The sequence below is a fragment of the Pseudomonas sp. 22490 genome (assembly GCF_052044465.1).
GTDB classification, from domain to species: domain Bacteria; phylum Pseudomonadota; class Gammaproteobacteria; order Pseudomonadales; family Pseudomonadaceae; genus Pseudomonas; species Pseudomonas aeruginosa.
In genome coordinates this window covers 48,145-70,175 of sequence record NZ_JBQENS010000021.1, presented here as the reverse complement: position 1 = coordinate 70,175, position 22,031 = coordinate 48,145, and the positions used below count along the sequence as shown (strand labels likewise).

The 22,031-nt window shown below is 62.5% G+C and carries 30 protein-coding genes and 1 other RNA gene; 4 read left to right on the top strand and 27 right to left on the bottom strand.

Going from position 1 to position 22,031, the window contains the following annotated elements:
• The first annotated feature begins 44 nt into the window (after positions 1 to 44).
• A complete protein-coding gene (locus tag ACTJJX_RS22105) occupies positions 45 to 959 on the top strand; it encodes an acyltransferase (protein WP_003085811.1) in 915 nt (304 codons plus the stop codon).
• A gap of 69 nt (positions 960 to 1,028) precedes the next feature.
• On the opposite strand, the gene ACTJJX_RS22100 is transcribed toward ACTJJX_RS22105, so the two are convergent.
• The 3 genes from ACTJJX_RS22100 to oruR form a co-directional block, all read right to left on the bottom strand.
• Positions 1,029 to 1,742 (bottom strand): OmpA family protein, encoded by a 714-nt coding sequence (locus tag ACTJJX_RS22100; RefSeq protein WP_003085808.1) that lies wholly within the window; start codon positions 1,740 to 1,742, stop codon positions 1,029 to 1,031.
• Positions 1,743 to 1,847: 105 nt separating this feature from the next.
• Complete coding sequence (locus ACTJJX_RS22095; RefSeq protein WP_003085806.1) at positions 1,848 to 2,489, bottom strand: MBL fold metallo-hydrolase; 642 nt, start codon at positions 2,487 to 2,489, stop codon at positions 1,848 to 1,850.
• Between the two features lie 101 nt (positions 2,490 to 2,590).
• Positions 2,591 to 3,610: an ornithine utilization transcriptional regulator OruR gene (gene oruR, locus ACTJJX_RS22090; RefSeq protein ID WP_003114220.1), complete on the bottom strand. Its 1,020-nt coding sequence runs from the start codon at positions 3,608 to 3,610 to the stop codon at positions 2,591 to 2,593.
• A 124-nt stretch (positions 3,611 to 3,734) separates the two neighbouring features.
• Here oruR and ACTJJX_RS22085 point away from each other — a divergent pair, with 124 nt between their 5' ends.
• The gene (locus ACTJJX_RS22085; RefSeq protein ID WP_016851927.1) at positions 3,735 to 4,568 is read left to right on the top strand and encodes a metal-dependent hydrolase; all 834 of its coding nucleotides are present in this window, start codon (positions 3,735 to 3,737) and stop codon (positions 4,566 to 4,568) included.
• Between the two features lie 134 nt (positions 4,569 to 4,702).
• Here ACTJJX_RS22085 and ACTJJX_RS22080 read toward each other — a convergent pair whose 3' ends face one another.
• On the bottom strand, positions 4,703 to 5,644 hold the full coding sequence (locus ACTJJX_RS22080) for an alpha/beta fold hydrolase (RefSeq protein WP_003114217.1): 942 nt from the start codon (positions 5,642 to 5,644) through the stop codon (positions 4,703 to 4,705).
• A gap of 108 nt (positions 5,645 to 5,752) precedes the next feature.
• Positions 5,753 to 6,436 (bottom strand): TetR/AcrR family transcriptional regulator, encoded by a 684-nt coding sequence (locus ACTJJX_RS22075; RefSeq protein ID WP_003120766.1) that lies wholly within the window; start codon positions 6,434 to 6,436, stop codon positions 5,753 to 5,755.
• An 87-nt stretch (positions 6,437 to 6,523) separates the two neighbouring features.
• On the opposite strand from ACTJJX_RS22075, the gene ACTJJX_RS22070 reads away from it, so the two are divergent.
• Positions 6,524 to 7,402, top strand: a complete 879-nt coding sequence (locus tag ACTJJX_RS22070; protein ID WP_003158114.1) for a hypothetical protein — start codon at positions 6,524 to 6,526, stop codon at positions 7,400 to 7,402.
• A 61-nt stretch (positions 7,403 to 7,463) separates the two neighbouring features.
• Positions 7,464 to 7,816, top strand: a transfer-messenger RNA (tmRNA) gene (gene ssrA / locus ACTJJX_RS22065).
• A gap of 101 nt (positions 7,817 to 7,917) precedes the next feature.
• On the opposite strand, the gene ACTJJX_RS22060 is transcribed toward ssrA, so the two are convergent.
• The 22 genes from ACTJJX_RS22060 to ACTJJX_RS21955 all read right to left on the bottom strand — a co-directional run bounded on the left by ACTJJX_RS22060 (position 7,918) and on the right by ACTJJX_RS21955 (position 22,016).
• A complete protein-coding gene (locus ACTJJX_RS22060; protein ID WP_320535502.1) occupies positions 7,918 to 8,160 on the bottom strand; it encodes a hypothetical protein in 243 nt (80 codons plus the stop codon).
• A complete protein-coding gene (locus ACTJJX_RS22055) occupies positions 8,157 to 8,459 on the bottom strand; it encodes a hypothetical protein (RefSeq protein ID WP_058131123.1) in 303 nt (100 codons plus the stop codon). Before ACTJJX_RS22055 ends, ACTJJX_RS22060 begins: the two co-directional genes overlap by 4 nt.
• Entirely contained in the window at positions 8,459 to 9,022 is a 564-nt protein-coding gene (locus ACTJJX_RS22050) for a hypothetical protein (RefSeq protein ID WP_079381949.1), read from the bottom strand. Before ACTJJX_RS22050 ends, ACTJJX_RS22055 begins: the two co-directional genes overlap by 1 nt.
• Positions 9,015 to 9,296 (bottom strand): hypothetical protein, encoded by a 282-nt coding sequence (locus ACTJJX_RS22045; protein WP_121412165.1) that lies wholly within the window; start codon positions 9,294 to 9,296, stop codon positions 9,015 to 9,017. Before ACTJJX_RS22045 ends, ACTJJX_RS22050 begins: the two co-directional genes overlap by 8 nt.
• Positions 9,296 to 9,856, bottom strand: a complete 561-nt coding sequence (locus ACTJJX_RS22040; protein WP_058143945.1) for a hypothetical protein — start codon at positions 9,854 to 9,856, stop codon at positions 9,296 to 9,298. Before ACTJJX_RS22040 ends, ACTJJX_RS22045 begins: the two co-directional genes overlap by 1 nt.
• 4 nt (positions 9,857 to 9,860) lie before the next feature.
• The gene (locus ACTJJX_RS22035; protein WP_043089643.1) at positions 9,861 to 10,052 is read right to left on the bottom strand and encodes a hypothetical protein; all 192 of its coding nucleotides are present in this window, start codon (positions 10,050 to 10,052) and stop codon (positions 9,861 to 9,863) included.
• Entirely contained in the window at positions 10,045 to 10,632 is a 588-nt protein-coding gene (locus ACTJJX_RS22030) for a hypothetical protein (protein ID WP_320535501.1), read from the bottom strand. Before ACTJJX_RS22030 ends, ACTJJX_RS22035 begins: the two co-directional genes overlap by 8 nt.
• A gap of 21 nt (positions 10,633 to 10,653) precedes the next feature.
• Positions 10,654 to 11,973: a hypothetical protein gene (locus ACTJJX_RS22025; RefSeq protein WP_225895182.1), complete on the bottom strand. Its 1,320-nt coding sequence runs from the start codon at positions 11,971 to 11,973 to the stop codon at positions 10,654 to 10,656.
• A gap of 160 nt (positions 11,974 to 12,133) precedes the next feature.
• Positions 12,134 to 12,556 carry a hypothetical protein gene (locus tag ACTJJX_RS22020; protein ID WP_023124662.1) on the bottom strand — a complete coding sequence of 141 codons (423 nt, stop codon included), beginning with the start codon at positions 12,554 to 12,556 and terminating at the stop codon, positions 12,134 to 12,136.
• Between the two features lie 10 nt (positions 12,557 to 12,566).
• A complete protein-coding gene (locus tag ACTJJX_RS22015; protein ID WP_023101774.1) occupies positions 12,567 to 13,112 on the bottom strand; it encodes a hypothetical protein in 546 nt (181 codons plus the stop codon).
• Positions 13,112 to 13,525: a hypothetical protein gene (locus tag ACTJJX_RS22010; protein ID WP_031642694.1), complete on the bottom strand. Its 414-nt coding sequence runs from the start codon at positions 13,523 to 13,525 to the stop codon at positions 13,112 to 13,114. Before ACTJJX_RS22010 ends, ACTJJX_RS22015 begins: the two co-directional genes overlap by 1 nt.
• 2 nt (positions 13,526 to 13,527) lie before the next feature.
• Complete coding sequence (locus ACTJJX_RS22005; protein WP_320535500.1) at positions 13,528 to 15,237, bottom strand: hypothetical protein; 1,710 nt, start codon at positions 15,235 to 15,237, stop codon at positions 13,528 to 13,530.
• Complete coding sequence (locus ACTJJX_RS22000) at positions 15,237 to 15,758, bottom strand: hypothetical protein (RefSeq protein WP_121493124.1); 522 nt, start codon at positions 15,756 to 15,758, stop codon at positions 15,237 to 15,239. The genes ACTJJX_RS22005 and ACTJJX_RS22000 overlap by 1 nt, the downstream gene beginning before the upstream one ends.
• A 40-nt stretch (positions 15,759 to 15,798) precedes the next feature.
• Positions 15,799 to 18,282, bottom strand: a complete 2,484-nt coding sequence (locus tag ACTJJX_RS21995; RefSeq protein ID WP_010791965.1) for a tape measure protein — start codon at positions 18,280 to 18,282, stop codon at positions 15,799 to 15,801.
• Positions 18,283 to 18,384: 102 nt separating this feature from the next.
• Entirely contained in the window at positions 18,385 to 18,687 is a 303-nt protein-coding gene (locus ACTJJX_RS21990; protein ID WP_031630424.1) for a phage tail assembly protein, read from the bottom strand.
• 64 nt (positions 18,688 to 18,751) lie between these two features.
• Positions 18,752 to 19,279 carry a DUF4124 domain-containing protein gene (locus ACTJJX_RS21985; RefSeq protein WP_071534544.1) on the bottom strand — a complete coding sequence of 176 codons (528 nt, stop codon included), beginning with the start codon at positions 19,277 to 19,279 and terminating at the stop codon, positions 18,752 to 18,754.
• Positions 19,280 to 19,350: 71 nt separating this feature from the next.
• Positions 19,351 to 19,872 (bottom strand): GspH/FimT family pseudopilin, encoded by a 522-nt coding sequence (locus tag ACTJJX_RS21980; RefSeq protein ID WP_050397059.1) that lies wholly within the window; start codon positions 19,870 to 19,872, stop codon positions 19,351 to 19,353.
• Between the two features lie 81 nt (positions 19,873 to 19,953).
• Positions 19,954 to 20,706 (bottom strand): hypothetical protein, encoded by a 753-nt coding sequence (locus ACTJJX_RS21975; protein WP_015980909.1) that lies wholly within the window; start codon positions 20,704 to 20,706, stop codon positions 19,954 to 19,956.
• A gap of 1 nt (position 20,707) precedes the next feature.
• On the bottom strand, positions 20,708 to 20,902 hold the full coding sequence (locus ACTJJX_RS21970) for a DUF7210 family protein (protein WP_015980908.1): 195 nt from the start codon (positions 20,900 to 20,902) through the stop codon (positions 20,708 to 20,710).
• Positions 20,903 to 20,905: 3 nt separating this feature from the next.
• On the bottom strand, positions 20,906 to 21,376 hold the full coding sequence (locus ACTJJX_RS21965; RefSeq protein ID WP_015980907.1) for a hypothetical protein: 471 nt from the start codon (positions 21,374 to 21,376) through the stop codon (positions 20,906 to 20,908).
• Complete coding sequence (locus ACTJJX_RS21960) at positions 21,373 to 21,702, bottom strand: hypothetical protein (protein ID WP_010791970.1); 330 nt, start codon at positions 21,700 to 21,702, stop codon at positions 21,373 to 21,375. The genes ACTJJX_RS21965 and ACTJJX_RS21960 overlap by 4 nt, the downstream gene beginning before the upstream one ends.
• A complete protein-coding gene (locus ACTJJX_RS21955; protein WP_003129701.1) occupies positions 21,699 to 22,016 on the bottom strand; it encodes a DUF2190 family protein in 318 nt (105 codons plus the stop codon). The genes ACTJJX_RS21960 and ACTJJX_RS21955 overlap by 4 nt, the downstream gene beginning before the upstream one ends.
• Between the last annotated feature and the right edge of the window lie 15 nt (positions 22,017 to 22,031).

Below are 22,031 nucleotides of genomic sequence, written 5' to 3'. Positions count from 1 at the left end.
ACGCGCCCGGCCCTGGCCGGGCGCCTACGTACAAGGACTCCTTGATGCTGTCGTTTCTCCCCCATTTCCTGCGCGGCTCCCTGGCCGGCCTGCTGCTGGTGTCCAGCACCCTGTGCTGGGCCTGCCTGCTGTTCGGCATGACCCTGGTCAAGCTGCTCCTGCCGTTCGCCGCCGCCCAGCGCCTGTGCAGCAAGATCATGAGCCTGATCGCCGAAGGCTGGATCGCCTGCAACAAGGGCTGGATGAACCTGGTCCAGCGCACCCGCTGGAACGTCCAGGGCCTGGAGGGCCTGGAGTACCAACACTCCTACCTGGTCACCAGCAACCACCAGAGCTGGGTCGACATCCTCGTCCTGCAATACCAGTTGAACCGACGCATCCCGCTGCTGCGCTTCTTCCTCAAGCAGGAACTGATCTGGGTCCCGATCATCGGCCTGTGCTGGTGGGCCCTCGATTTCCCCTTCATGAAGCGCTACAGCAAGGCCTACCTGGCCAGGCACCCGGAGAAGAAAGGCCAGGACCTGGCGACCACGCGCAAGGCCTGCGCCAAGTTCAGCCGCATCCCGGTAGCGGTGTTCAACTTCCTCGAAGGCACCCGTTTCACCCGCGCTAAGCACGACGAGCAGCAGTCGCCGTTCCGCCACCTGCTCAAGCCCAAGGCCGGCGGTATCGCCTTCGTCCTCGACGCAATGGGCGAGCAATTGAAGACCCTGGTCAACGTGACCATCCACTACCCGGACGGCAGCCCGACCTTCTGGTGCCTGCTTTCCGGACGCCTGAAGGACGTCGTGGTGCGCTTCGAGGAACTGGAGATTCCGCGCCAGTTCGTCGGCAAGAGCTACGACCAGGACGCCGGCTACCGCGCGGAATTCCAGCAATGGGTCAACCAGCTGTGGGAGCGCAAGGACCAGTTGCTCGACAGCCTGCACCGCGAGTTTCCCGGTAACGCCAAGGCGTAGGACGAAGAGCGCCGACCAGCGCCCATGAAAAAGCCCGCCGAATGGCGGGCTTTTTCGTCCAGGCCGCGATCAGTACTGCGGCTGGGTCTGCGCCGGGCCCTGGGCGCCCGGAACCGGTCGCAGGTTGACCTCGACGCGCCGGTTCTGCGCGCGACCGTCGGCAGTGGAGTTGCTCGCGATCGGCTGGTCCGGGCCCATGCCGCGGGTGCTCAGGCGGGTGCCGTCGACGCCCTGGGCGGTCAGGTAGCCGGCCACGCTCTGCGCACGACGCTGGGACAGGTCCATGTTGTGCTGGCGGCTGCCGGTGCTGTCGGTGTAGCCGACGATCTCGATGGTGTTCTGGTTGTACTGCTTGAACGAGTTCGCCAGGTTGTTCAGCGGCGCGTAGAAGCTCGGGGCGATGTTCGCCGAATCGGTGGCGAAGGTGATGTTGCCCGGCATGATCAGCTTGATGTCGTCACCTTGGCGCTGCACTTCCACGCCGGTGCCTTCCATCTGCCGACGCAGCTCGGCTTCCTGCTTGTCGGCGTAGTAGCCATAACCCGCGGCGGCCGCGCCGGCAACGGCAGCGCCGATCAGCGCGCCCTTGCCACGGTTGTTGTGGTCGATCGCAGCGCCGGCGACGGCGCCGGCCAGCGCACCCAGTCCGCCGTACTTGGCCGTCTTGCTCATGCCACCCTGGCTTTGGCTTTGCGTGTCGTAGGGGTTGTTGTTGGCACAACCGGCGAGCAGCGCCAGTGCGGTGACGGCTGCGGCCAGAGGCAGGCAACGGGAGGTGAACATGGGAAAACTACTCCTCGAGGTACTGAAACGCCCCTGCGTGAGGGGCGGGCGATATCTTAGAGCATAGCCAAGTGGCAAAATTCCCGATGCTCGGAAAAATCCTTTTCAGCCCCTGACGAAGGGGTTCTCGCGCATCTCTTCGCCCAGCGTGGTGTCCGGGCCATGGCCGGCGACCACCGTGGCGTCCTCGTCGAGGCTGTACAGACGCTGCCTGATCGAACGCTGGATCGCCGCCGAGTCGCCGCCCCACAGGTCGGTGCGGCCGATGCCACGGCGGAACAGGGTGTCGCCGGCGATCAGCAGCTTCGCCCGGGGGAACCAGAAACTCATCGAGCCCGGCGTATGCCCCGGCGTGTGCAGTGCCACTCCGCAACCGCAGGCCAGTTCCTCGTCGTCGGCCAGCCAGCGGTCCGGGGCCGGCACCGGCGTGTAGGGCACGCCGAACAGTTGGCACTGCATCTCCAGGTTGTCCCAGAGGAACTGGTCGTCCTTGTGCAGGTGCAGGCTGGCGCCGGTGCGCTTCTTCATCTCGCCGGAGGCGAGGAAGTGATCCAGGTGCGCGTGGGTATGGATGATGCTGACCACCTGCAGGCCGAGGCGGTCGAGGCGCTGCAGGATCAGTTCGTGGTCGCCGCCCGGATCGACGACGATGGCCTTCCTGGTCAGCGGATCGCCAATGATGGTGCAGTTGCACTGCAAAGGCCCGACGGGAAAGGTTTCGCGGATCAGCGCGGGGGATGTCGACATGCAAGACTCCGATCACGGTCGGCGCGGCAAGCGCGCCATGGATTTCTATGAAACGCCAAGCATGGCACATCCATCCGCTGCAGAGGATCGCCGGCGTCGGCTCAGGGCGCTTCGCGGTAGTCGCTGGGCAGCTTGCCGGTCCACTTGCGAAACGCCCGGCGGAAGTTCGACGAATCGTTGAAGCCGAGCAGCAGGGCGATCTCGTACAGAGGTAGCTGGGTGGTGGTCAGGTATTGCAGGGCCAGGCGCTTGCGCACATCGTCGAGGACCTGCTGGTAGGTGGTGCCCAACGACGACAGGTGCCGGCGCAGGCTGCGCCCGCTGGTGTGCAGTTCGCGGGCGGCCTGTTCGAGATCGGGGAAGTCGCCGGGACGCGCCAGCAGCAGGCGGCGCACACGGGTCAGCAGGCCTTCCTGGACGTCCAGGGTGGCCAGCAGCGCCTCGCACTGCTGCTCGCACATCTGCACCGTGGCCGGGTTGGCCAGCGCCATCGGTCGTTCCAGGTACTCGCTGGGCATGCTCAGCCAGTGCCAGGGCTGCTCGAACTCCGCGGCCACCCCGAACACCTCGGCGTAGCGCCGGGCATGGGCCGGCGGCGGATAGGCGAAGCCGACCCGCACGTCCTGCAACGGCTCGCCGACCAGGAAGCAGGCGATGGAATACAGCGTCGCCATCAGGCCCTCGGCGGCGAACACCGAAGCGGCGCCCAGCGGCATCGACTCCACCGCGCGCAACTCGGCGCGGCCGTCATCGAGCACCAGTTCCAGTTCGTAGGCCAGGCCGAGCACCCGGTAGTACTTGAGGGCGAACTGGATGGCCTTGCCCAAGTTGGCGCTGGACAGCACCGCGTAGCCGAGGATGCCGTGGGCGGAGACGTTCAGGCGCTGGCCGAGCACCAGCCCCAGCGCCGGCTCGCCGCACAGGGCCTGGGCGCTGTAGGTGAGCTGGTTGAAGTCGAGGAAGGACAGGCGGCCGTTCGGGCTGTCCAGCACCTCGGGACGCACCCGCGCAGCGTCGAACAGCGCCTGGCGGGATACGCCGTACTCCGCGACAAGATCGAGGAGTGCCTCGGCATAGGCCACCGGCACCAGTTCGGCGGTGAAATTGAGCGGTTGTTTCATGGTTGTTTATTGTTCTGACCGCTGGCCGGATATGACCGGAAAGTTGGCAGAAGATAACCTTGTGAGGCTATCCCCCGCAAGCGATAGTCGATCCCATGGTCCTTCACCATCACAGGGAGCCGCTATGGCCAGCACCACCCCCGAAGGTCTGGAGATCCGCCCGCGTCATCTGGACTTCGACCTGCCCGATCCGATGCCGCGCCATTGGCACAGCGGCGACGCTTTCAAGACCCACATGTTCAACGCCATGTCGGTGCTGTTCCCCGATGGCGAGCGCTTCTTTATCGACTCCGTGCGCCACTACCGCGAACGGGTCGAGGACCCGGCGCTGAAGCAACAGATCCGTGGCTTCATCGGCCAGGAAGGCCACCACAGCCGCGAGCACCTAGTCTACAGCGACCGCCTGCGCGCCCTCGGCTACGACATCGACCGCCTGGAAGGCGGCGCCAAACGGCGCATCCGCTTCGCCCAGCAGAAACTGCACCCGTCGCGGCAACTGGCGGCCACCGCGGCCCTGGAGCACCTCACCGCGATCATGGCCGACGGCCTGCTGAGCAACCCCAGGTGGCTGGAAGGCGCCGACCCGACCATGGCCCGCCTGTGGCGCTGGCACGCACTGGAGGAAACCGAGCACAAGGCGGTGGCCTACGACGTGTTCATGCTGGTCAACGGCAAGGCCAGGCTGCGCCGCCGGGCGATGGTCCAGGGCACCTTCTTCTTCGCCCTCGACACCACCAAGGGCCTGGTCCACATGCTCAAGCGCGACGGCCTGCTGTGGAACTTCAAGGTCTGGCGCGACGGCATCAAGTGGCTGTGGGGCAAGGAGGGCGTGTTCCGCTCGCTGGTGGGCGTGTACCTGGACTTCTACAAGAAGGACTTCCACCCCTGGCAGCACAATAACCTGCACCTCATCGAGCAGTACCGCGACCAATTCGAACCGGAACCGAAGGCCGCCTGACCCTCCTCGCCGCCCCTCCGCGCCGCGAGAGGGGCATGCATCGCTTCCCTGCCCTGCCTGGTATTTCGGCCTTTCGTCCACGCATTAAAAAGCCCGCGACTGACCAGCGCGGGCTTCTTCATGAAGGCCTGGGATCAGGCCATCAGGAAGCGCAGTGCATCCGCCGCGGTCTGCTCGGGAATCTCCTCCATGGGGATATGCCCGACGCCCGGATAGGTCTTCACCTGGATCCCCGGCAGGTCGCGTTGCCACAGCGGTACATGCTTCGGCGAGATCCAGCGGTCGCGTTCGCCCCACATCAGCAGGGTCGGCGCGACGATCCGGGCGATGCGTTCGCCGGAGGTGCCGAGCTCCTCGCGGTTGACCTTCAGCAACACGCGGAAGATCTCCATCATGCCCTTGCGGTTGCCCGGGCGGCGGCTCAGATCGTAGTAGCGGTCGACCACCCCCGGCTTGATCCGCCCCGGCTCGCCATAGACTTCCTTGATGCCCTGGGCGATCAGCGCTCGCGGCATCCACAGCGGCATCACCAGGGTCGAGCCGGGCAGCGCCGCCGAGGCGATCATCCACGGCACCTTGCGCATCTGGTAACCGGCCGGGTCGATCAGCACCAGCCGCTCCACCCGCTGCGGCTGCGCCAGGGCGAAGTTCCAGGCGATATAGCCGCCCAGGGAGTTGCCGGCGATCGAGGCCTTGTCGATCTTCAGGAAATCGAGCAACTGGCCGAGGATCGCCACCATGCGCTCGCCAGAGTAACGGCTGTCACGCCCCGGCCCGGTCAGGCCGAAGCCCGGTACGTCGAAGCGCACGATGCGGAAGTACGGCGACATCGCCTTCACCCAGTCGTCCCAGGTGTGCAGCGAGGCCACTACGCCGTGGATCATCACCAGTACCGGCTTGTCGCGGCTGCCTTCGTCGCGGTAGTGCAGCGGGAAACCGTCCAGCTCGATGAAGCGCGAGCCGCTGGAGGGTGCGGCGTAGCGTTCGCGCAACGACTCCAGCGAGAGAGAGCCGAAGCCCAGGCGGGCGAATCCGACCGCCAGCGGCGGTTGCAGCAGATAGGGTGTCGCGGACATGGACGCACGTCTCCCGTCTTGTTGTTATGACAGGGCATCAGAGCATGGCCACGGCGGGCTGCGAGCCCAACCTAGGTTCTGTAGGCGCGAGCGGCGACTGCCCGGCTGTTACCCTTGCAGTCTCGTCGGAGCCTGGGTGCGGGGACAGAGCGTACCCACCAGCAGGTCGCCGAGCACCCGCTTGACCCGCGGCAGCTCCAGCGGGTCGCTGGCATTGAGCAGCTCCAGCGAAGCCGCCTCCATCGCCCAGATCAGCACCCGGTAGGTCAGCGCATCGTGGGCCGCGCCCTGGGCGCCCAGGCGCTCGGCCCACAGCTCGATAATCTTCAGGTGCGCGCGCTGCCGGTGCGCCGCCAGCGGCGAGCCGGCATGCAGGGCCTCCTCCTGCATCATGCGAATGATCGGACCGACCGCCAGGTGGTAGTCGAAGAACAGCGAGACCATCGCCCGCAACCAGTCCTCGTCGCTGCCGGCCTCGCTGCGCAGCCCGCCGAAGCGCGCCAGCAGCAATTGCACGGCGCTGTGGTAGATGCTTTCCAGCACCTCCAGCTTGCCGGCGAAATACTTGTAGAAAGTCCGCCGCGAGACCCGCGCAGCCTCCAGCAAGTCGTTGACCGTGGTCTCGGCGATCCCCTTGCGGGTGAACACCGGGATCGCCGCGAGCTGGATGTTGGTTCGTTGCAGATGCCCCACCAGCGGCCCCTCGCCCTGCGCCGCCTGGCGCGCCAGCGCGCCGTAGCCGCCGAGATCCTCAAATACCGCCTGCAAGCCGTCCCACTGCGCCGTTGCCATCCCGTCCGCCCCAATCGAAGCGCGGGGTGACGGCGGCCCCGGCCATCGCTAACCTAGGCCGATCCACGCGCCCCGCAAGGAAAGTCCGTGCCGACCCTATCACGCCGCCTGCTCTGGCCGCTGGCCATCCTTTTACTGGTTCTCGGCCGCCCGCTCGCGGCCGCCGACCTCTACTACCTCGGCCAGCGCATCCCGGACATCCAGAAGCCCTGGGACAGCCACGACTACCAGGTGCTGATCGACGCCCTGAAGAAGCTCGAGGAAACCCAGAAAAACGCCCTGCCGCGACGCAGCGGCGAATTCACCGGGCCGCTCTACCTGCGCATGGTCAGCGAGGAAAACTTCCGCCCGCAGCTGAACATCTACAGCCCCTTGGAGATCCGCCAGAACGAGGCCCGCGAAGTACTGTTCAAGCTCAAGGAGCTGATGCGCCTGTACTTCGACTTCCGCGCCGCCAAACAGCCCTACGGCGCCGAGGCGCTGGGCCTGATGAGCTACTCGCTGCGCGAGCAGTCGATCCTGTTCACCCTCACCGTCGAATTCTGGATGACCCTGTCCCAGGCCGAGCAGCGCAACCCCGCGCGCCTGCAGGGCATGCAGGAAACCAAGGCGGCCGCGGCGATGCTCACCGGCAGCGCCCTCGACTACCTCGGCCTCACCGCCCAGTTCGAGCGCCAGGACCTGGTGCTCTACTCCGCCGAACTGGCCAAGGAAATGCCCGAGCTGTTCATCCACCTGCCCTCCCCGGTGCGCGCCCAGTTGCTGGAACGCATCGCCGATTTCGCCAAGGACCACCCTTACCCCGAGGTCCGCGGCAACATGCGCGACCTGCAACCGGTGTTGCAGGCGATCCAGGCCGACGTGGAAAAGCAGCTGGCGCCCGGGCGGAACGCCAAGGCACCGGCCAAAGCCCTGGACCTGAGCCCGCCTCCGGAGGGGAAACCCAGCGGCGTCAAAGGTTTATGAGCGGCGGATTGGACTCTCGCAGCCCTTTGCCGTAGACTGGTCGTCGACCTGTCAAGGTTTTGGGGCCGATTAGGATTCGACGCCGGTAACAAAACTTGAGGGGCATGCCGAGCTGGTAGCAGAACTCGTAAATTCGCTGCTGCAAACTTATAGTTGCCAACGACGACAACTACGCTCTAGCTGCTTAATGCGGCTAGCAGTCGCTAGGGGATGCCTGTAAACCCGAAACGACTGTCAGATAGAACAGGATCGCCGCCAAGTTCGCTGTAGACGTAACGGCTAAAACTCATACAGCTCGCTCCAAGCACCCTGCCACTCGGGCGGCGCGGAGTTAACTCAGTAGAGCTGGCTAAGCATGTAGAACCGATAGCGGAGAGCTGGCGGACGGGGGTTCAAATCCCCCCGGCTCCACCAAATGAACTAACAAAATCAGGCACTTAGCGATTATCGCAAGTGCCTTTTTTGTGCCTGAATGGGCTGTTTTGGCTCGGTAATGCCAGCTTTATGACAGCCTGTCATTCGCCTAGGATCGCCTCCGGCAGCGGATACCTGGCCTTGATCTCCTCGACCTTGGCGATCCAGGCGCTGTAGTCCGGTTCCACGCCGGCCTTGATAGCGTCGAACTCGGCCTCGGTCTTGAGCGGGTCACTCTCCAGGCGGTAGGCATTTGCCCGCGCCGCGGTTGCGGCATCGTACTCAGCCTGCCTGCGCTCTTGCGCCTGCTGTTCAGCGGCCTTTACCTTGCTCCAGTCGATCATCGCGGTAACTCCACTGGGCCATCGGCCTCGATCATCAGCGGTCCAGGGAAGCGAGCGGCGGCACTGGCATCGGCGGCAAGCGGGAACCGCAGGATCAGTTGGATGCGGCCGGCGCGTCGCACTACGGAACCAGCGAACCACTCCGATCCAATCGCCTCAGCCGGCAGTTCACCGCCCTCCGGTAACGGTGTGAAGTCGAACGCCTGGCCGTTCACGGTGAGTACATCGCCAGCCCTGCTCAGCGACAGGTGCTCGTCGCTGCCTGGCAGTGGTGCGTACGGTGACAACTTGATGATCATCAGAACCATCTCCCTACCAAAGTGAAAATCAAACGATTGGTGGCCAGTGCGTCCTGAAGGATGAAGAACAATGTCGAGCCGTTTGCATAGGCAACTTTCAGCCCGTTTGCCACAGAAGGATTGCTCGCATGCGACGCCCAGCTCACGCTGACACCTGTGGTCCAATTACCCAGAAATGCAGCCGGCAGGGGCAGTGATATAGACGTACCTGGCTGCTGACTACCGTCGCCCAACAACGTGACTATGCATATTTGCGTTCCATCAGCGAACCGCACGAACTCACCGTTCGCATTACTACCCCGCTGGATCACCGCGCCAGTTGGCACCCCGCTCGACTGCGAAACGGCGCCGAGGATGCTGTCTCGCGAGTACAAAGCCCCAGTTGAACCCAGGGCAGATCTAACTGCAGCACTCCCAAGCCCAAGGGATGTGCGAGCGCCAGCAGCGGTTGCAGCGCCAGTGCCGCCCAGGGCAAGCGGCACCGTGTCGCCGTCGGCGAACTCGCGGAGACTGCCGTAGCCGTTTCCGTCGGCCTGGAGTTTCGTCGGGCGTACATCAGCCATTGAAAAGCACCTGCAGGTTGAGAGTTGCGCCGCCAGCGGTGTAAGCCGGCAGTTGGCCGTCAGGGTTCATCGTGAGCCGAAGCATGGAGCCATCGACGAGATATCCCGGCACAGCCGCGGGGATGCGGACGTTCATCGGGTATGCCACCACCACGCCCGCGCCGTTGGTCACGAACTGGTCGTATCCGGTGCTGCGCCGGACGAAGTAGATCGCGTTCGGCTCCAGCGCGGCAGGCAGTTGCGCGACGACCTTGTGGGTCTGGAGGGCAGCCATTACCAGGCCGTCCCATTCCACTCGGCCGGGATCGGCTGGCCGTTGAAGCGCACCAGGCCCGAATCCTCACCGAACTTGTCCAGCGTCGACTTGTTCGCGTGCGTGTGCGCCTGGGAAACGGCAGTGTCGATCTGCGCCGGCGTCGAGGTCGGCCGCCCATTGATCGCGTCCCAGTTGAGCTCGACGTCCATGCTTTCGTATTCAGCAACCTTCAGCCAGGCGCTGGTCGCCGGGTTCCAGGCGTACAACGCCGCGCCGGCATCTACTGTAGGGTCCGCACTTGCGTCCTGAACAAGGACGAAAATGGCTCCCTCCGGCTCCAGGGCGTCGCGTGCCGCGATATCCGCAACGAACAGGATCGGCGCGCCGGTGCCGGGCAAGCTGGCCAACGCCTCGTTGATCAGCGCATTGATCATCGCGCTGTTACCGATCGAGCGCGCCACGCCGGCGCTGTTCGTCAGGTAGGACTCCGAGTAGCTGCCGTTCTCGACGAAGTAGAACGAATCGGGTTCCAGCGTACCCGGCAGGGTCGCCACTTTGAAAAATCGAATCTGGGCCATGTCATCACCAATCTGTCGCGCCCCATTGGGCACCGTCTACGCCATCCCTCCCGGGAGGCCCTTGGTCACCCGCAACAACCACAAGCACATCAGCCGGCGGCGTCACGGTGACCGCGTATTCCTGCATCTCGCTGAGCACAAGCGGCTCGCAATCAACCTCGACCGCCAGCGCCCAGGGCTCGGCGGCGTCATCCATCGCACCCTCCCCCACGGCTCACAGTGATCGGTCCGCTGTAGTAGCGGTGGACCGTGCCATCTGGGTATGTCACGTCCACGTCGTAGACCGCCGACGCCCATGCCAACGCCGCGGTATCGGAGGCCGATATCTCCCGCGAGATCGTTCCGGCGCCAGCGATCTCAAGGCCGGAGCCGAGCGCCAGCGTCATCAGCACAGTCCCGCCTGGCTCGGCGCGGATCTGCATCCGCACCTCGGCGCCAGTGAGGTCAACGGGTGGCTGGTAGATCAACTGCCCGCCCACAGGCGCCAGCCCAACGGCTGACAGCAGGTTGATCTCGACGGTGTTGTCGTCGATGGACGCGACCCGGTGAGGCAATTGCCGAAGCCGGGCGCGGTTCAGCTCGGGCATGCCCTGCGCGCCATCGACCCATGCCAGCCAGGTGCTAGGCAATCCGTGCCCAGGGATGGTCAGCCGGACGGGAGCGGTCGGCGCGATCTGGGTGATCGGCCGGTAGACCAGGCTCGGTTGCATGATCCGCAGTGCGTCGCGGAACGTCGCCCCTTTTTCAATGCGCAGGGGTACACAGGCCGGCGTCATGCGGCTTCTCCTTTGGAGGGATCAAACGTAGGAATAGAAAGCGCTGGGGTCGTTGCGTATAGCGTCGCCGGTGAGAGGGTTGTAGGAGCCCTTGCCCCACGCCTCCATCTCTAACGGGGAAAAGCCACTAACATCCACATCAACCTGACGCGATCCGTGGGGGCCATGCGGGGTGAGAGCCACTCCAGCAAACCGACGGTCTCTACCACGATAGAAAAAAAGGCCTAGAAGCTTGTTTGAGTATCTAAGCACCGGCCACGCAGATTGGTCGCTTATCGTCGACGGACGCCCCGGGAACAGCTCAATTGGCGACGACCAGTCCAATCCTTCCGCATAACTGTCGCCAACATCAGGAGTAAGCAGGTATATATCACCCAAGCTAATAGACTCCGATCCACTCGCGACACTTTGACCAGTGATGCTGTCAGTCCATTGGATAGAACCAGGCCCATTAAGAACCCCGCTCGTAGAAAGCGAGTTGTACAGCGACTCTGAGGACCCGCCGGAAGAAGAGCTCAAGGTGTAGGAAAACGAAATATCTTCGGTCATGCTAAATGAGATGTGATCGCCAGAGATACCTGCCGAGCGCGACATCGTTGACACGATAGAAACTTCGAGCGTTATTAGTTCAAGGGAGCCAGACAATCCATACCACGCTCCAGCAGTTGACCTTGCGCGAAGTGATGCTGAAAACTCTCCGATTAGAACTCTATACACGTGAGGCGCCCACGGATGCCCCGGGTATGGCGGGGGTGGCGGCTCTCCACTGCTTTCATTGAACGGGCCGTCTGGGTCCTCCGGCGTCCCACGCCAAAAGCGGGTATGGGTATTCGGGTCAACATCTGTTCGACTGCTGTCGATAGTCTCGAATTGTATTCGCTCCCAAGGTGCAACCACGGACAGTTCCGCTTGAAAGCTGTTCGCGCCGCTCGCACTCACACGCAACTCAAGCATCCCACCAACACCAATGAATCCACTCCCAGCGGTCTCTTGGTATCTAGCCAGGTAGAGACGGCGTGTTCCGTCGTTATTTACATCCAGAACTTCGAAAGAGATACCGTCCGGCTTGACGGGCAATCCAAGGTCTGACAGAGATATTGCATTGCTACTGACCGTCCCAGAAAACCCTGTAAATCCATCCCGAAACAAACAGCTAGCAGCTATTGTTTCGAGAAAAAAATTGTATTGAACGCTTACGCCGTATCGAATCGTGTAACCACGTATAAATGCAGGCTGTAAGGAAACCCCGCCATAAGCTTCGGACAAATCCGTTCCACGCAAAATCGCTCGGTTTAGCCACTGCTCATCTGGATCATCGGTTTCCACTTCAGGGATAGGCATGCCTACGTCCCAAAGGGCCGTATTATTTGCGAGCCTGACAGGCGGCATCTTCATCGTTCGCCCGCTTGGTAACGTCAATGTCGAATCAACGGCGTTGATTGGCTGTCGTATTAGGCCGTGCCATGGCCACCCCCATACCTGCGGAGCTTCATCGAGCGGGCTATTGGGAAACATCGTTCGCGTACTCCATCACAACTTCTGCGCCTGACGCGTCGGTCATGACGATCTTCTTCACGCTGCGATACCGGAGCCAGGCCAGGCCATCGCTGGTGGGGATTGTCTGCAGTTCGTAGTATTCGCGCTGGCCAGCATCTTCCTCGATCAGGGGGCTCGCAATACCGCCACCCCCGCCGATCTGCTTGCCAGCGGGGTTGTAGTCCGCCCTCCCGCGCTTTGCATCCAGGGCGCCGCGCGGATCGATTTTCCGCAGCGACCGCGCCTGGCGTTCCGGCTCGATCAGACGGTTGAGCGCGGCGGTCAAGCCCTGGTCACCGCGGCGCTCCGCTTCGACCCGCTGACCGCCGGCGCGGCGGATCGCTTCGTTCCTCGCGCCGATGCTGCGGCGCTCATCTGATAGAGCCATGCGCTATCTCCTACGCGTTCGGCACATCGCTGAACACAAGCATCGACAGGGTGAGTTCGTCAGCATCGAAATAGACGCGCGCCCACACTTCGCCGTTGAGGTCATTTGCGTTGATCAAGAACCCATACGACTCCTGAACAGCCCACTGCCTGGTTGTGCCAACGATCGACATCCCTCCGGGCAATTCACCGGACGTAACTCTGATCTGCAGTTGCTGCCCGCTCGGACCGGCGGTCCTGATATTCAGGTCGAACTGTCGGGATGTGCTGGGATCGATTCCAATTGCTGCAGTGCCGAGCTCGGGAATTGCGAACAGACGGGCCTCAACAAATGAGTGTTGAGGCTCGAGAAGGAACTGGCCGTCGGTATTTACATGCAGCACCTCGCTCGGAGCGCTGCCACCGCCACCGCCCTGCTTCACCCAATCCGCCGCAGAGGCCGTGCCCTTGGCAAGGTATTGGTCACCATTTGTCGTGTTTACGTAATGAGCGCCCACGCTGGGTGGGGCCGAGGGTGGAGCGCCAGCACCGGACAGGACGTGCGTAACAGTTGCCATCAGTTGTTCTCCATGATCATCAGGTTGTTGCCGGCGTCGTCGACCAGCGTTGCGCCGGTTTCGTCGACAAGGGTGCCGCCAGACGCCCCGGACTCCAGAGCCTGGATGCGCGCCTGGAGCGCCATGAGATCGCCGGCCGTGACGGCTGCATAGATCGCCGTTCCCGCCGCCCAGTTACCGTCAGTTGTTCCTTCTTGTCGGCGCTCAATCGTCAGCACACCACCGGCGCGCGCGGTTGCTTTCACGATCTCATGCTGAGCGCCGGCAGCATCCGCCAGCGTCAACAGCACCCAGCTACCGCCAGAGAGCGGTAGCAGCGCGGCGGCAGCATCCGGCACCGTCAGGCTCAATTCGCCAGGCGAAAGGCCGGCGCTCAGCGTCGTCTTCCAGTTGTTGATCCAAGCTCTCGCCATCGCTACATCTCCAGTACGTCATCGGGTACAGCTACCCGGTAGGTGGCCGCGATCTCCGGCGCATGCTCGTCCCGGTAGTTCGCCGGTATCTCTGGCGACGTCACAACAAAGCGCCTCGGGAACAGTTCTAGGCTCGGATTAATGTCTAGGTCGTTCTCCGTCCAGTTGCCGGAGAACCCATCTGCCTCCTCGTCGTACACCGGACTACTGTTGCGCCCGCCGAGTTGAGTTGGCAGTTGCCCCCCGCCTGAAGGAGGGCTGGCTGGAGCAACCGAACCCGCCGGCGGCGCAAGCGCATCAGCGACGCCGCCACCACCGCGCATCACCGCGATAGACAGCGTGGTCAGGGCGCTTCCGGATGCGAGGTCGAAGCGATCAACGATGCGCCGGCACTTGCCCACCGCGCGGGCTCCCTGATCATCAAGGCGGATCGTATGCACCAGGTCGATCGGTAGCACCATGCTGGTGGGTACGTCCCAAGTGACCGTCGTGCCGCGGTGCGCGGCGATGAGCGTCGTAGCTCCCTGTGCAAGCAGGCAGTTAAGCGCAGCCAGGCGCCGGCTCTCGTCAGCCTCGTCGTCGTGGCCGGTGCTGCCGCCGGTGACTGGTTCGCTCTCCCAGCGCTCGCCCTTATCCGACTCGACCTCGAACGAGGCACGCTGCCGACCGACAATCGGACCGGTCGCCGCAACGCTCGGCTGAACCTCCATGACCAGCCGGTAGCGCTCGGTGACGGCTTGCGTCCAGCGCCTCCCAGCGATCCAGTTTCCGCCCAACAGCAGGTCGGTGAAACTATTGACCCAGGCCGCTGGCGGATTGCAGTAGACCCCGGTTGGCGGCAGTGGATACCAGGTGGCATAGAACAACGTCTGACCGCTGCTTTCGGTCGCCGAGGTGATCATCTCGACATCCGGTAGCTCGGTGTCGTCGCCGCGCCAATTACAGAACCCCGCCTCGCCAACAGCGTTACCCGTCCCGGGGTGCTGCCATCCATACGATGCGTTCAACTGCCAGAGCCGGCTGAATCGGTAGTCGCACTCGATCTCGATCCTGTTCGTCTGCGAACTCAGGTCGGCCAACTCGACCGCAAGCGACCCGTATACCGTAGAGCCTTGGCCGAACTCGAAGGCAGGAGCCACCGAAAGCCATGACGTGACGCGGAGAGCGCCGTATGGCGAACAGTCCAAGCTCCCGGTAACGCTGGTCAAACGCTCCTGGGCGTAGTCCCACCGCGAGCGTCCATCGACCGGCTCGAACACATCGGCGGACCAGGCGCCGCCGACCAAGGCGTCAACGGCCGCAATCTCCATGGCCTCTACACGCTGCTGCAACTGGTCAGTGCAACTGACGTCCAGGACGCGCCGAACAGGATTCCAGGCTGGCTGCGTAACCCTTCCCGTAAACCGCCGGCCCTGACTCAGCTCGCCGGCGGTCTCCGTTGCGTAGTCGATGGTTACGGTTCGACCAATCCAGTCCGTAGGGACAACAGGGCCGTCGCCGAGATAGATCGAAAAGGAAGCGACGCCTGCCGCCCCCTCTTCACGATCGACCTCGATCTCCCCGGTCAGGAGCGGTGTAACGTCGTCATCGCCAACACGCACGATTGCTCGCCAGGTGAAAGCGTAGCCTGGAATGATCGGCTCAGGACCAGGCACAACGGATTGAGCGGCCGAGTTCAGCTCAGCGCTATTGAGCGGTCCACCGTTGAGCATCAGATTTCCTCAGCGACAATTTGCCAGGTCCGGCTGTTGTTCGAAGAATCAAGCGCTTCAGGAGGGACCGACGCGAAGACGTGGAACAGCGGCCACCACTCGACGCGGTAGAGTTGCGCGCCTGGGATCTCCGACACGGTTACCACCTGGCCGGCGGACGACACGTCCGTTCTGACCCACTCACGGCCGACCAGCGCCAGCCCCCACGGACTGGCATCGGGGCGAACCTCTCCAGGGATGGTGAATACTCGGTCGGCGGCAGTACGACCCGAGATGCCAAGCGACGCATTGCATCGCAGCTCCAGTGGGCTGTCGAAGTCGAGCCCAAGCATCCCCGTACCGATCCATCCTGAACCGCTGATGGTGATTGCCGTCTTGCGCCAGTGCGTCATCTGTACTGCCGCACCTCCGCTGAGCCTCAATCGCTCGACGCCGCCATCTACAGCCTGGTACTGACACTGCGGGGCGCCGCCGTGTATCACGATCGGTACGCCCCCAAGCATCACGTTCGGAATGATCATTCCCAACTCCATAAAAAAAGCCCGCACGAGGCGGGCTTGGTCATTTTGGGCGCGTCCGCCCGAACTTCGAAGCGGCCTTGCGTATATCTCGGAGCGTGTCGTGTGTCCCGAAAACGGTGAAACCGGCATCGTCTCCACCCAGGTTGAGGGTCAGCGATCCCAGGTTTTGCATGGCTGCCGGCGGATTCGCCTGCTGAAGCGCCGCAGTCGGAATCTCGGGTATCTCGGGGAGAGTTCGTTGATACCTCTGCGACATCTGCAGCGACTGCACCGCGTTGAAGATGCGCTCTCCTCCGCGCATCATCATCAACTCCGGCCCACGCTCCCCAACCCACGCCATACCAGGGGGAGCGCTCTGCGTACCAGTGGCAAACCCGGGTATCTTGGGGGTGATGCTGGGCACGCCAGGCAAGCCCATCTCCGGAGGCGGAACCAGCGTGATAGGTATCACGAGCTGCTCAGCCAGTCCGGCGGCGATGTCGGCGACCTGTTGCTTCAAGGTCTCCGCGCTTTCGAAGTCCATTCCGAACGACACCTCGACGTTTTGCACAGCCTTGATGCGCTCCTCGAGGTCGGCCAGGTTCAGGCGGTTGACGTCATCCGCAGCCTTGGCATTACCAGCCTCGACCTCTGCGGCCTTGTTGGCGATGCGCTCCACCTCTTTGGCCACGCCTTCGAAGCCATAGCTGTTCGCGCCAGCGTCCTTCAGTTGCTGAAGGATCTGCAGCGCGCGGCGCGCCTCCTCGATCGCCTTTTGGTTGTTGCCGGCGGTCAGCGCGTTGCGAGCCGAGGCCTGGGCCGCAGTGGCATCACCGAAGGTCTGCGTTCCGGAGGTGGGCGTCGCCTGGATACCCTTCACCAGGTCGGCAAACTCCTTGCGGACATCTGCCTGGCGCGATAGCGCGTCGTTGAGGTTCTTGGTGGACTGTTCAAGGAGGGCCTTGGTCCGAACAACCTCAGACTGGAGATCGGCGACGTTCTGTTCCCGAGCCCGCTTCAGGGCATCGTTCTGGCGCTTCACGATCTGCTCTTGACGCGCCTTCTCGGCGGCGAGGGTGGCCGTGAGGCTGCCCTCGCCCTTTTTCACCAGCGTAGTCGCCGTGTTGATCGACTTGGCAACATCGTTCAACTGGTTCGCAACCCAATCGACGATGCCTGTATTCTTCGCTCTGCGCCCCCAATATTTCTGGGTTTCGGAAAAGATCCGGTTCAGCCCCGCGCCGATCTCCGGCGCAAACGAAGCCATCTCCTCGCGGAGCTTCGGAAGTTCCTTCCGCAGCGCGATAACGATCTGCTCCGACGTCAGCTCACCGGCGGCAGCCATCTCACGAAGCCGGCCAACAGTCACCCCGAAGGAGTCCGCCAGAGCGCCAGCAATTCGATCCGAGGACTCCAGAACGGTATTGAACTCTTCGCCCCGCAGGACGCCACTGGCAATAGCCTGGGAGAACTGGGTAATGACCGACGCCGACTCCTCGGCAGAGGCTCCACCGATTTTCAGGCCAAGGGATACCGCCTCTACGGTTTCGAGGGCGGCGCGCTGATCCATGCCCGCATCCCGAAGCGGGCGCTGCAACCGCGAATAAAGGCCGATGAGGTCGCCGACGTCGCCCTGGACATCATCCGCGATACGGTCGAGTTCGATCTGCGCGGTGTTGAATTCTTCCTGCGAGCGGGTCGCCAGGCGAAGCCGGGAATCGAGCCGGCCAACAGTATCGGCGCCGTTCGCTAGCTTCGCCGTTGCAGCACCTACTGCGGCTGCGAGACCCGCAACCGCCAGCGCTGGACCGCTCCCGCGTAGAGAGCCGATGCTCGACAGCCGCGAGCCGGCACCAAGCGAGTTGAGTTCGCTCTTGGTCTCCGCGATCTGCTTTTTGAGCGCCCGCTGCGCAACGGCAAGTTCCCTTGTGGACAGCGTTCCGCTCGACCGAAGCAAGCGATATTGCTGGTTCAACTGCCCGATAGCAGCCTGCAGTTCGCGCACCCTGGCGACTCCCAGGGTGCTACGCGCTTGCTCCAAGTTGAAGCGGCGCTGCTCTATCGCGCTCTGCTTGATCGCTGCGGCCTGTTGCCGGAGGCTGGTGGTGGCCGCATCATTCCGGCCCGCCTGGAGGTTTCGATCCAGCTCCCGCTGGAGCCGCTGCCGTTCGGATGTCAGGCTCCTCGTATCCAGCCCGGCCTGCTTCAACTCCCGGCGCATCGCTCCGAGCTTGGCTACCTGGACGGTCTCTGCCCGCTCCAGGCTTCGCAGGTCCGAAATGGAGTCCCGGTACGCCTGCTGCAATTCGCGGCTTGGCCTGATCGTCGATGCCAGCTCATTGCCGAGCGTGCGGATCTGCTCGCGCGCCGAGCGCGCCTGGCGTTGCGTGTCCTCAAGGGTGCTTTCGAGAGCAGTGAAATCGTTTAAACGCTTGAGAGGTTGCGCGACTTGCCTGACCAGTTCGGCATATTCCTTGCGGAAACCTGACACCTCGCGCAGCGCATCATCGAGGTCAGCAGTCAGCCGGATCTTTACGTCAGCCATTTCATTCAGCCTTCAGCGCGGTCAAGAACAGCGACCAGGGATATTCAAGGACTTGGTGATGCCCAAGCCTCACCAGAACGCAAATGGCGCGCTCCAAACTCCTCAAGGCTTGTCGCGGAGTTTCGAGAGACGGCCCAGCATTCCGAAAAAATGCGGGTTCACCTCTTTACATGCATCCCGCAACTTGGCGAGTTGGCTCGGCCGGAGATCGTTAATTTGGCTCTCCGTAACCGACGTCATCAGGCACAGATCGGAAAGCCTGATATCTTCGAAGAGAGCATTACTGACGAGGTCTTGGTCACTGACCTCTTGCATTAGTTTTCGAACATCCGCAACGCTAAGTTCCCGCACGGTCAACTCAACGCCATCAATATCTACAACTCTACTTGCAGTAAAGCTGGACATTTCAACCCTCCAGAAAGCACAAACCCCGCCGAATGGCGGGGCTGTTTAAAAAGCGTTATATCGGCTAGTTCTTGTGGCCCGATTGGTATGAACCCTGGACGCATCCGTTACGATCAAACGAAACGGTCGTCTGGTCAACATACTTGTCATTCCAGTAGGTGACAGCACCCGCGCCGGCGGTACTGCCGTTGCGGTTCACCTTCCCGTAGATGCTTTCCACGTCCTCCCTGGACATTCCAGGAACGACCTTGCCCTGGACCTTGGCCTTGCGAAGGTCACGCTCAGAGAGTCCTGTGGAACACGTAGGGCTTGGCGACGAACCACCGACGACGATCACTCCGCTGCCGACCTGGTGACTACCTCTATAGGTACGACCTGATGGCTGCTTGGGCTTGGCCATGACAGCCGAGGCACCTGACCCGCTTGGGCGCTGGTTGGTGGCAGAAACCACATCGTTCAGCGATTGGTTGTCAGGGCAATTCTGCTGGGTAAAAGTGACTTTTCCGTCAGGGCCCACGCACTTAAAGACCGTCGCCCCACTGGCAGAACTGACCGCAAGAAGCAAGGCGAGAACGGGAAAAATCCGTGTCATAAGCGACTCTCCATTGGAACCGCTTCACACTTTAGCATCAACAGGCCATTACCAAGAACACAAGCCGGCGATCAGGTTGGTTTCTTGGCGCACTTAGGGTCTTTAGGATCTTTCTCAGTGCAGTTCCAGCCAGACGGCTTGAACGTCACCCGCCAAGCAGCCTTGTCCAGCTCTTCACCACCGAAGAAACCAGAGTCGTAATACTCCCCCGCCGGGGCAGGCACCGCGGGTGCGCTCCCATTGGATACGAATCGCACACACCCAGACTCCATAGAGCCTTTCCACGCTCCAACTGGATGGATGTTTTTATACTTATTTTCCTTAAGCAAAACAGTCTTACCAGAATCAGTGCGGACGATATATCCGTCAGTCCACCCTCCACTTTCTGCACAGACTTCGACAGTTGTCTTTTTTGACAGCGCATAGGACCTGGCAAATTCCAGGTGCTGGAGAAAAACTTCTTTGCCGGCTAGATGGTTGTTCCCCTCCTGCATAGCCTTAAAGCTCGGAACGGCCATGAATGCCAAAACGGCCAAGAGTACGACCACAACCATCAACTCGATAAGGGAAAATCCGCGCGACCTAGAGTACATTTCAACCCCTCCCTAAATGGCGCAACTGTAGCACCACGCGGGCGAGCCCACATCCGGCGTCCCTGCCGGGCATGAACGGCGTCACACCGTCGCCAGTTCCTTCTTGATGTTGAAGTACTTCGACTTTCCAGCGCCGACCTTGGTCGGGTCCATCAGCACCTTGGCAGTGGCCTCGGCAGCCAGGAAGTCTTCGGTGTTGATCCAATCCTGCTGGCTCGACGGGTTCAGGCGGCACCGGAAATAGCGCGCCTGGATGCGACGCTGAGTACCAGCGGCGTTCTCGCCCTCGAAGAGGAATTCGAACGTCTTGCCGCTGTTGGTCAGCGCCTCGATCACATCGACGGTGGCGGACTTGTAAGTCACCTTGATCGGCGTGGCCGCAGAGATCGCACCCCCTTCAACGATTTCGATGCCGGCGCCGGTCATGTTCCAGTCGTCGAACTCTTCGTAGGTCGTAGTGCCGTCATCGCTCTTCACGCTGGTGATCTCCAGCGGCATGAAGTCGAGCGCGATCGTGCCTCCCGGAACGGCGGTGTGCGCTTCATCGGTATGGGTGGCAGAAGGAACGTTGGTGGCGTCCCCCCACACTAAGGCAGCCAGAATGCTGGTCTTGAGTTCGCGGAAGTTGATCGACAACCCGACCGAAGTGATGCGCGAAACGGCATCGTACTCACCACCCTGCGGGGTGGTGGTATCCGGCAGAGTGATCTCGTTGGTCTCGATGGTCTGCTGGATAGTGGACACCAGGCCAGCGAACTGGAAGGGTGCGGTGGCGCCAGACTCGCGGATCTTGAAGGGTCCGCCGATCACATACGTCTCTTTCTCGATAGCCATATCAGGCCTCCTTCTTGATCACGCCTTCGCGGCGCAGGAATTCAACCTGGTCAGGGCTGACGTTGATCTTTTCGCCGGCCGCCTTCTCCTCGCCTTGGTGCCAATGCACCTTGGCCAGGGTGACCTCGACGGCTTTGTTCAGCGCAGCCGGAGGCGCGGCGTCGACCGTGGCCGGCACCTGGGGATCGCTCTTCATGGGTTACCCCTCGATGATGGTTTTCAGATAGACAGGGATTCGAATCACGGCAGCGGCCACTCCATCACCCGGCGGGTACGGCTCAGGCGCCCCCAACGTCAGCCCGGTAATGCCGCGCTCTCGGGGCAGCCAGCGCAGGAACTGCCCCTTGGGGGCAGGCATCAGGCACGCCAAAAGGTCTAGCTGTAGGTCCTCCAGAGCCTCCTCATAGTGGTCATACCCACCTTGCACCGCGCCTACCACGTCGAAGCCGCGATGGAAGCGAACGGCGGCATCAAGATGCTCCGGCGGCTGCTCCTTGCCGGGCTGGACGACAATCAGCGGAAAGCCCTCGTGCCGTTCCTTGACCAGTTCGTTAAACCACCCGGAGAGCACACGAGTGCCAGCGTCTGTCCGGTATCCCTGGTTTGGCGTGATGGTTTGCAGGCGCGCCAGCAAGGCCAAGCGGCCGATCGTGAGCACGTTCGGCTTCATGCTTCCTCCTCGATCGTTGCTGCCGTCAGCAACCAACCGTCGTTCGCAATGAGCTTTTCCACGAGATAGCGCGACGACCCGATGACGAAGAGGTCGCCACGCGATGCCGTGGGAACGTCCTTCGCCAGCCAACTGATCCCAACCTTGTCCGTGATGAAAACCCCATCAGGTCCCTCGTAGGTGAGGTTTCGGTCGACCTGCAGCGGTATCCCCCTGATCGGGGGACGACCGATGCCGCGGAACTCGCCCACGGCATCAGATAACCGCTGTTGCCCACGTTCGTGGAGCCGTTGGATCAGCCGGCCAAAACGGCCCGGCGCGCTCATTGCTGGATCAGCATCGCCGACGCGAAGCCGTCAACGGTGGGCTCGGTGATCTTGCCGAACGCCACCGAGTCGGCAGTGGCAGCAGCTACCAGTTCCCCATCGAGCACGCTGCACTTGGCACCCTGGGTCAGGCCAGCGGCAGCAGGCAGGCTCCAGACGCCGCCAGTTTTTCCGGCGAACGGCTCGCCCGCGGCGGCATCTACCAGCGGCACCACCACCAGGTCTCCGATCACCGCCGGCACGCCAGATTGAACGCCGCCAGCAGGCGCGATGAGAGTCAGGACGTTGCCGTCCTCCACATAGTTCTTCGCCATGGTTGATTCTCCTAA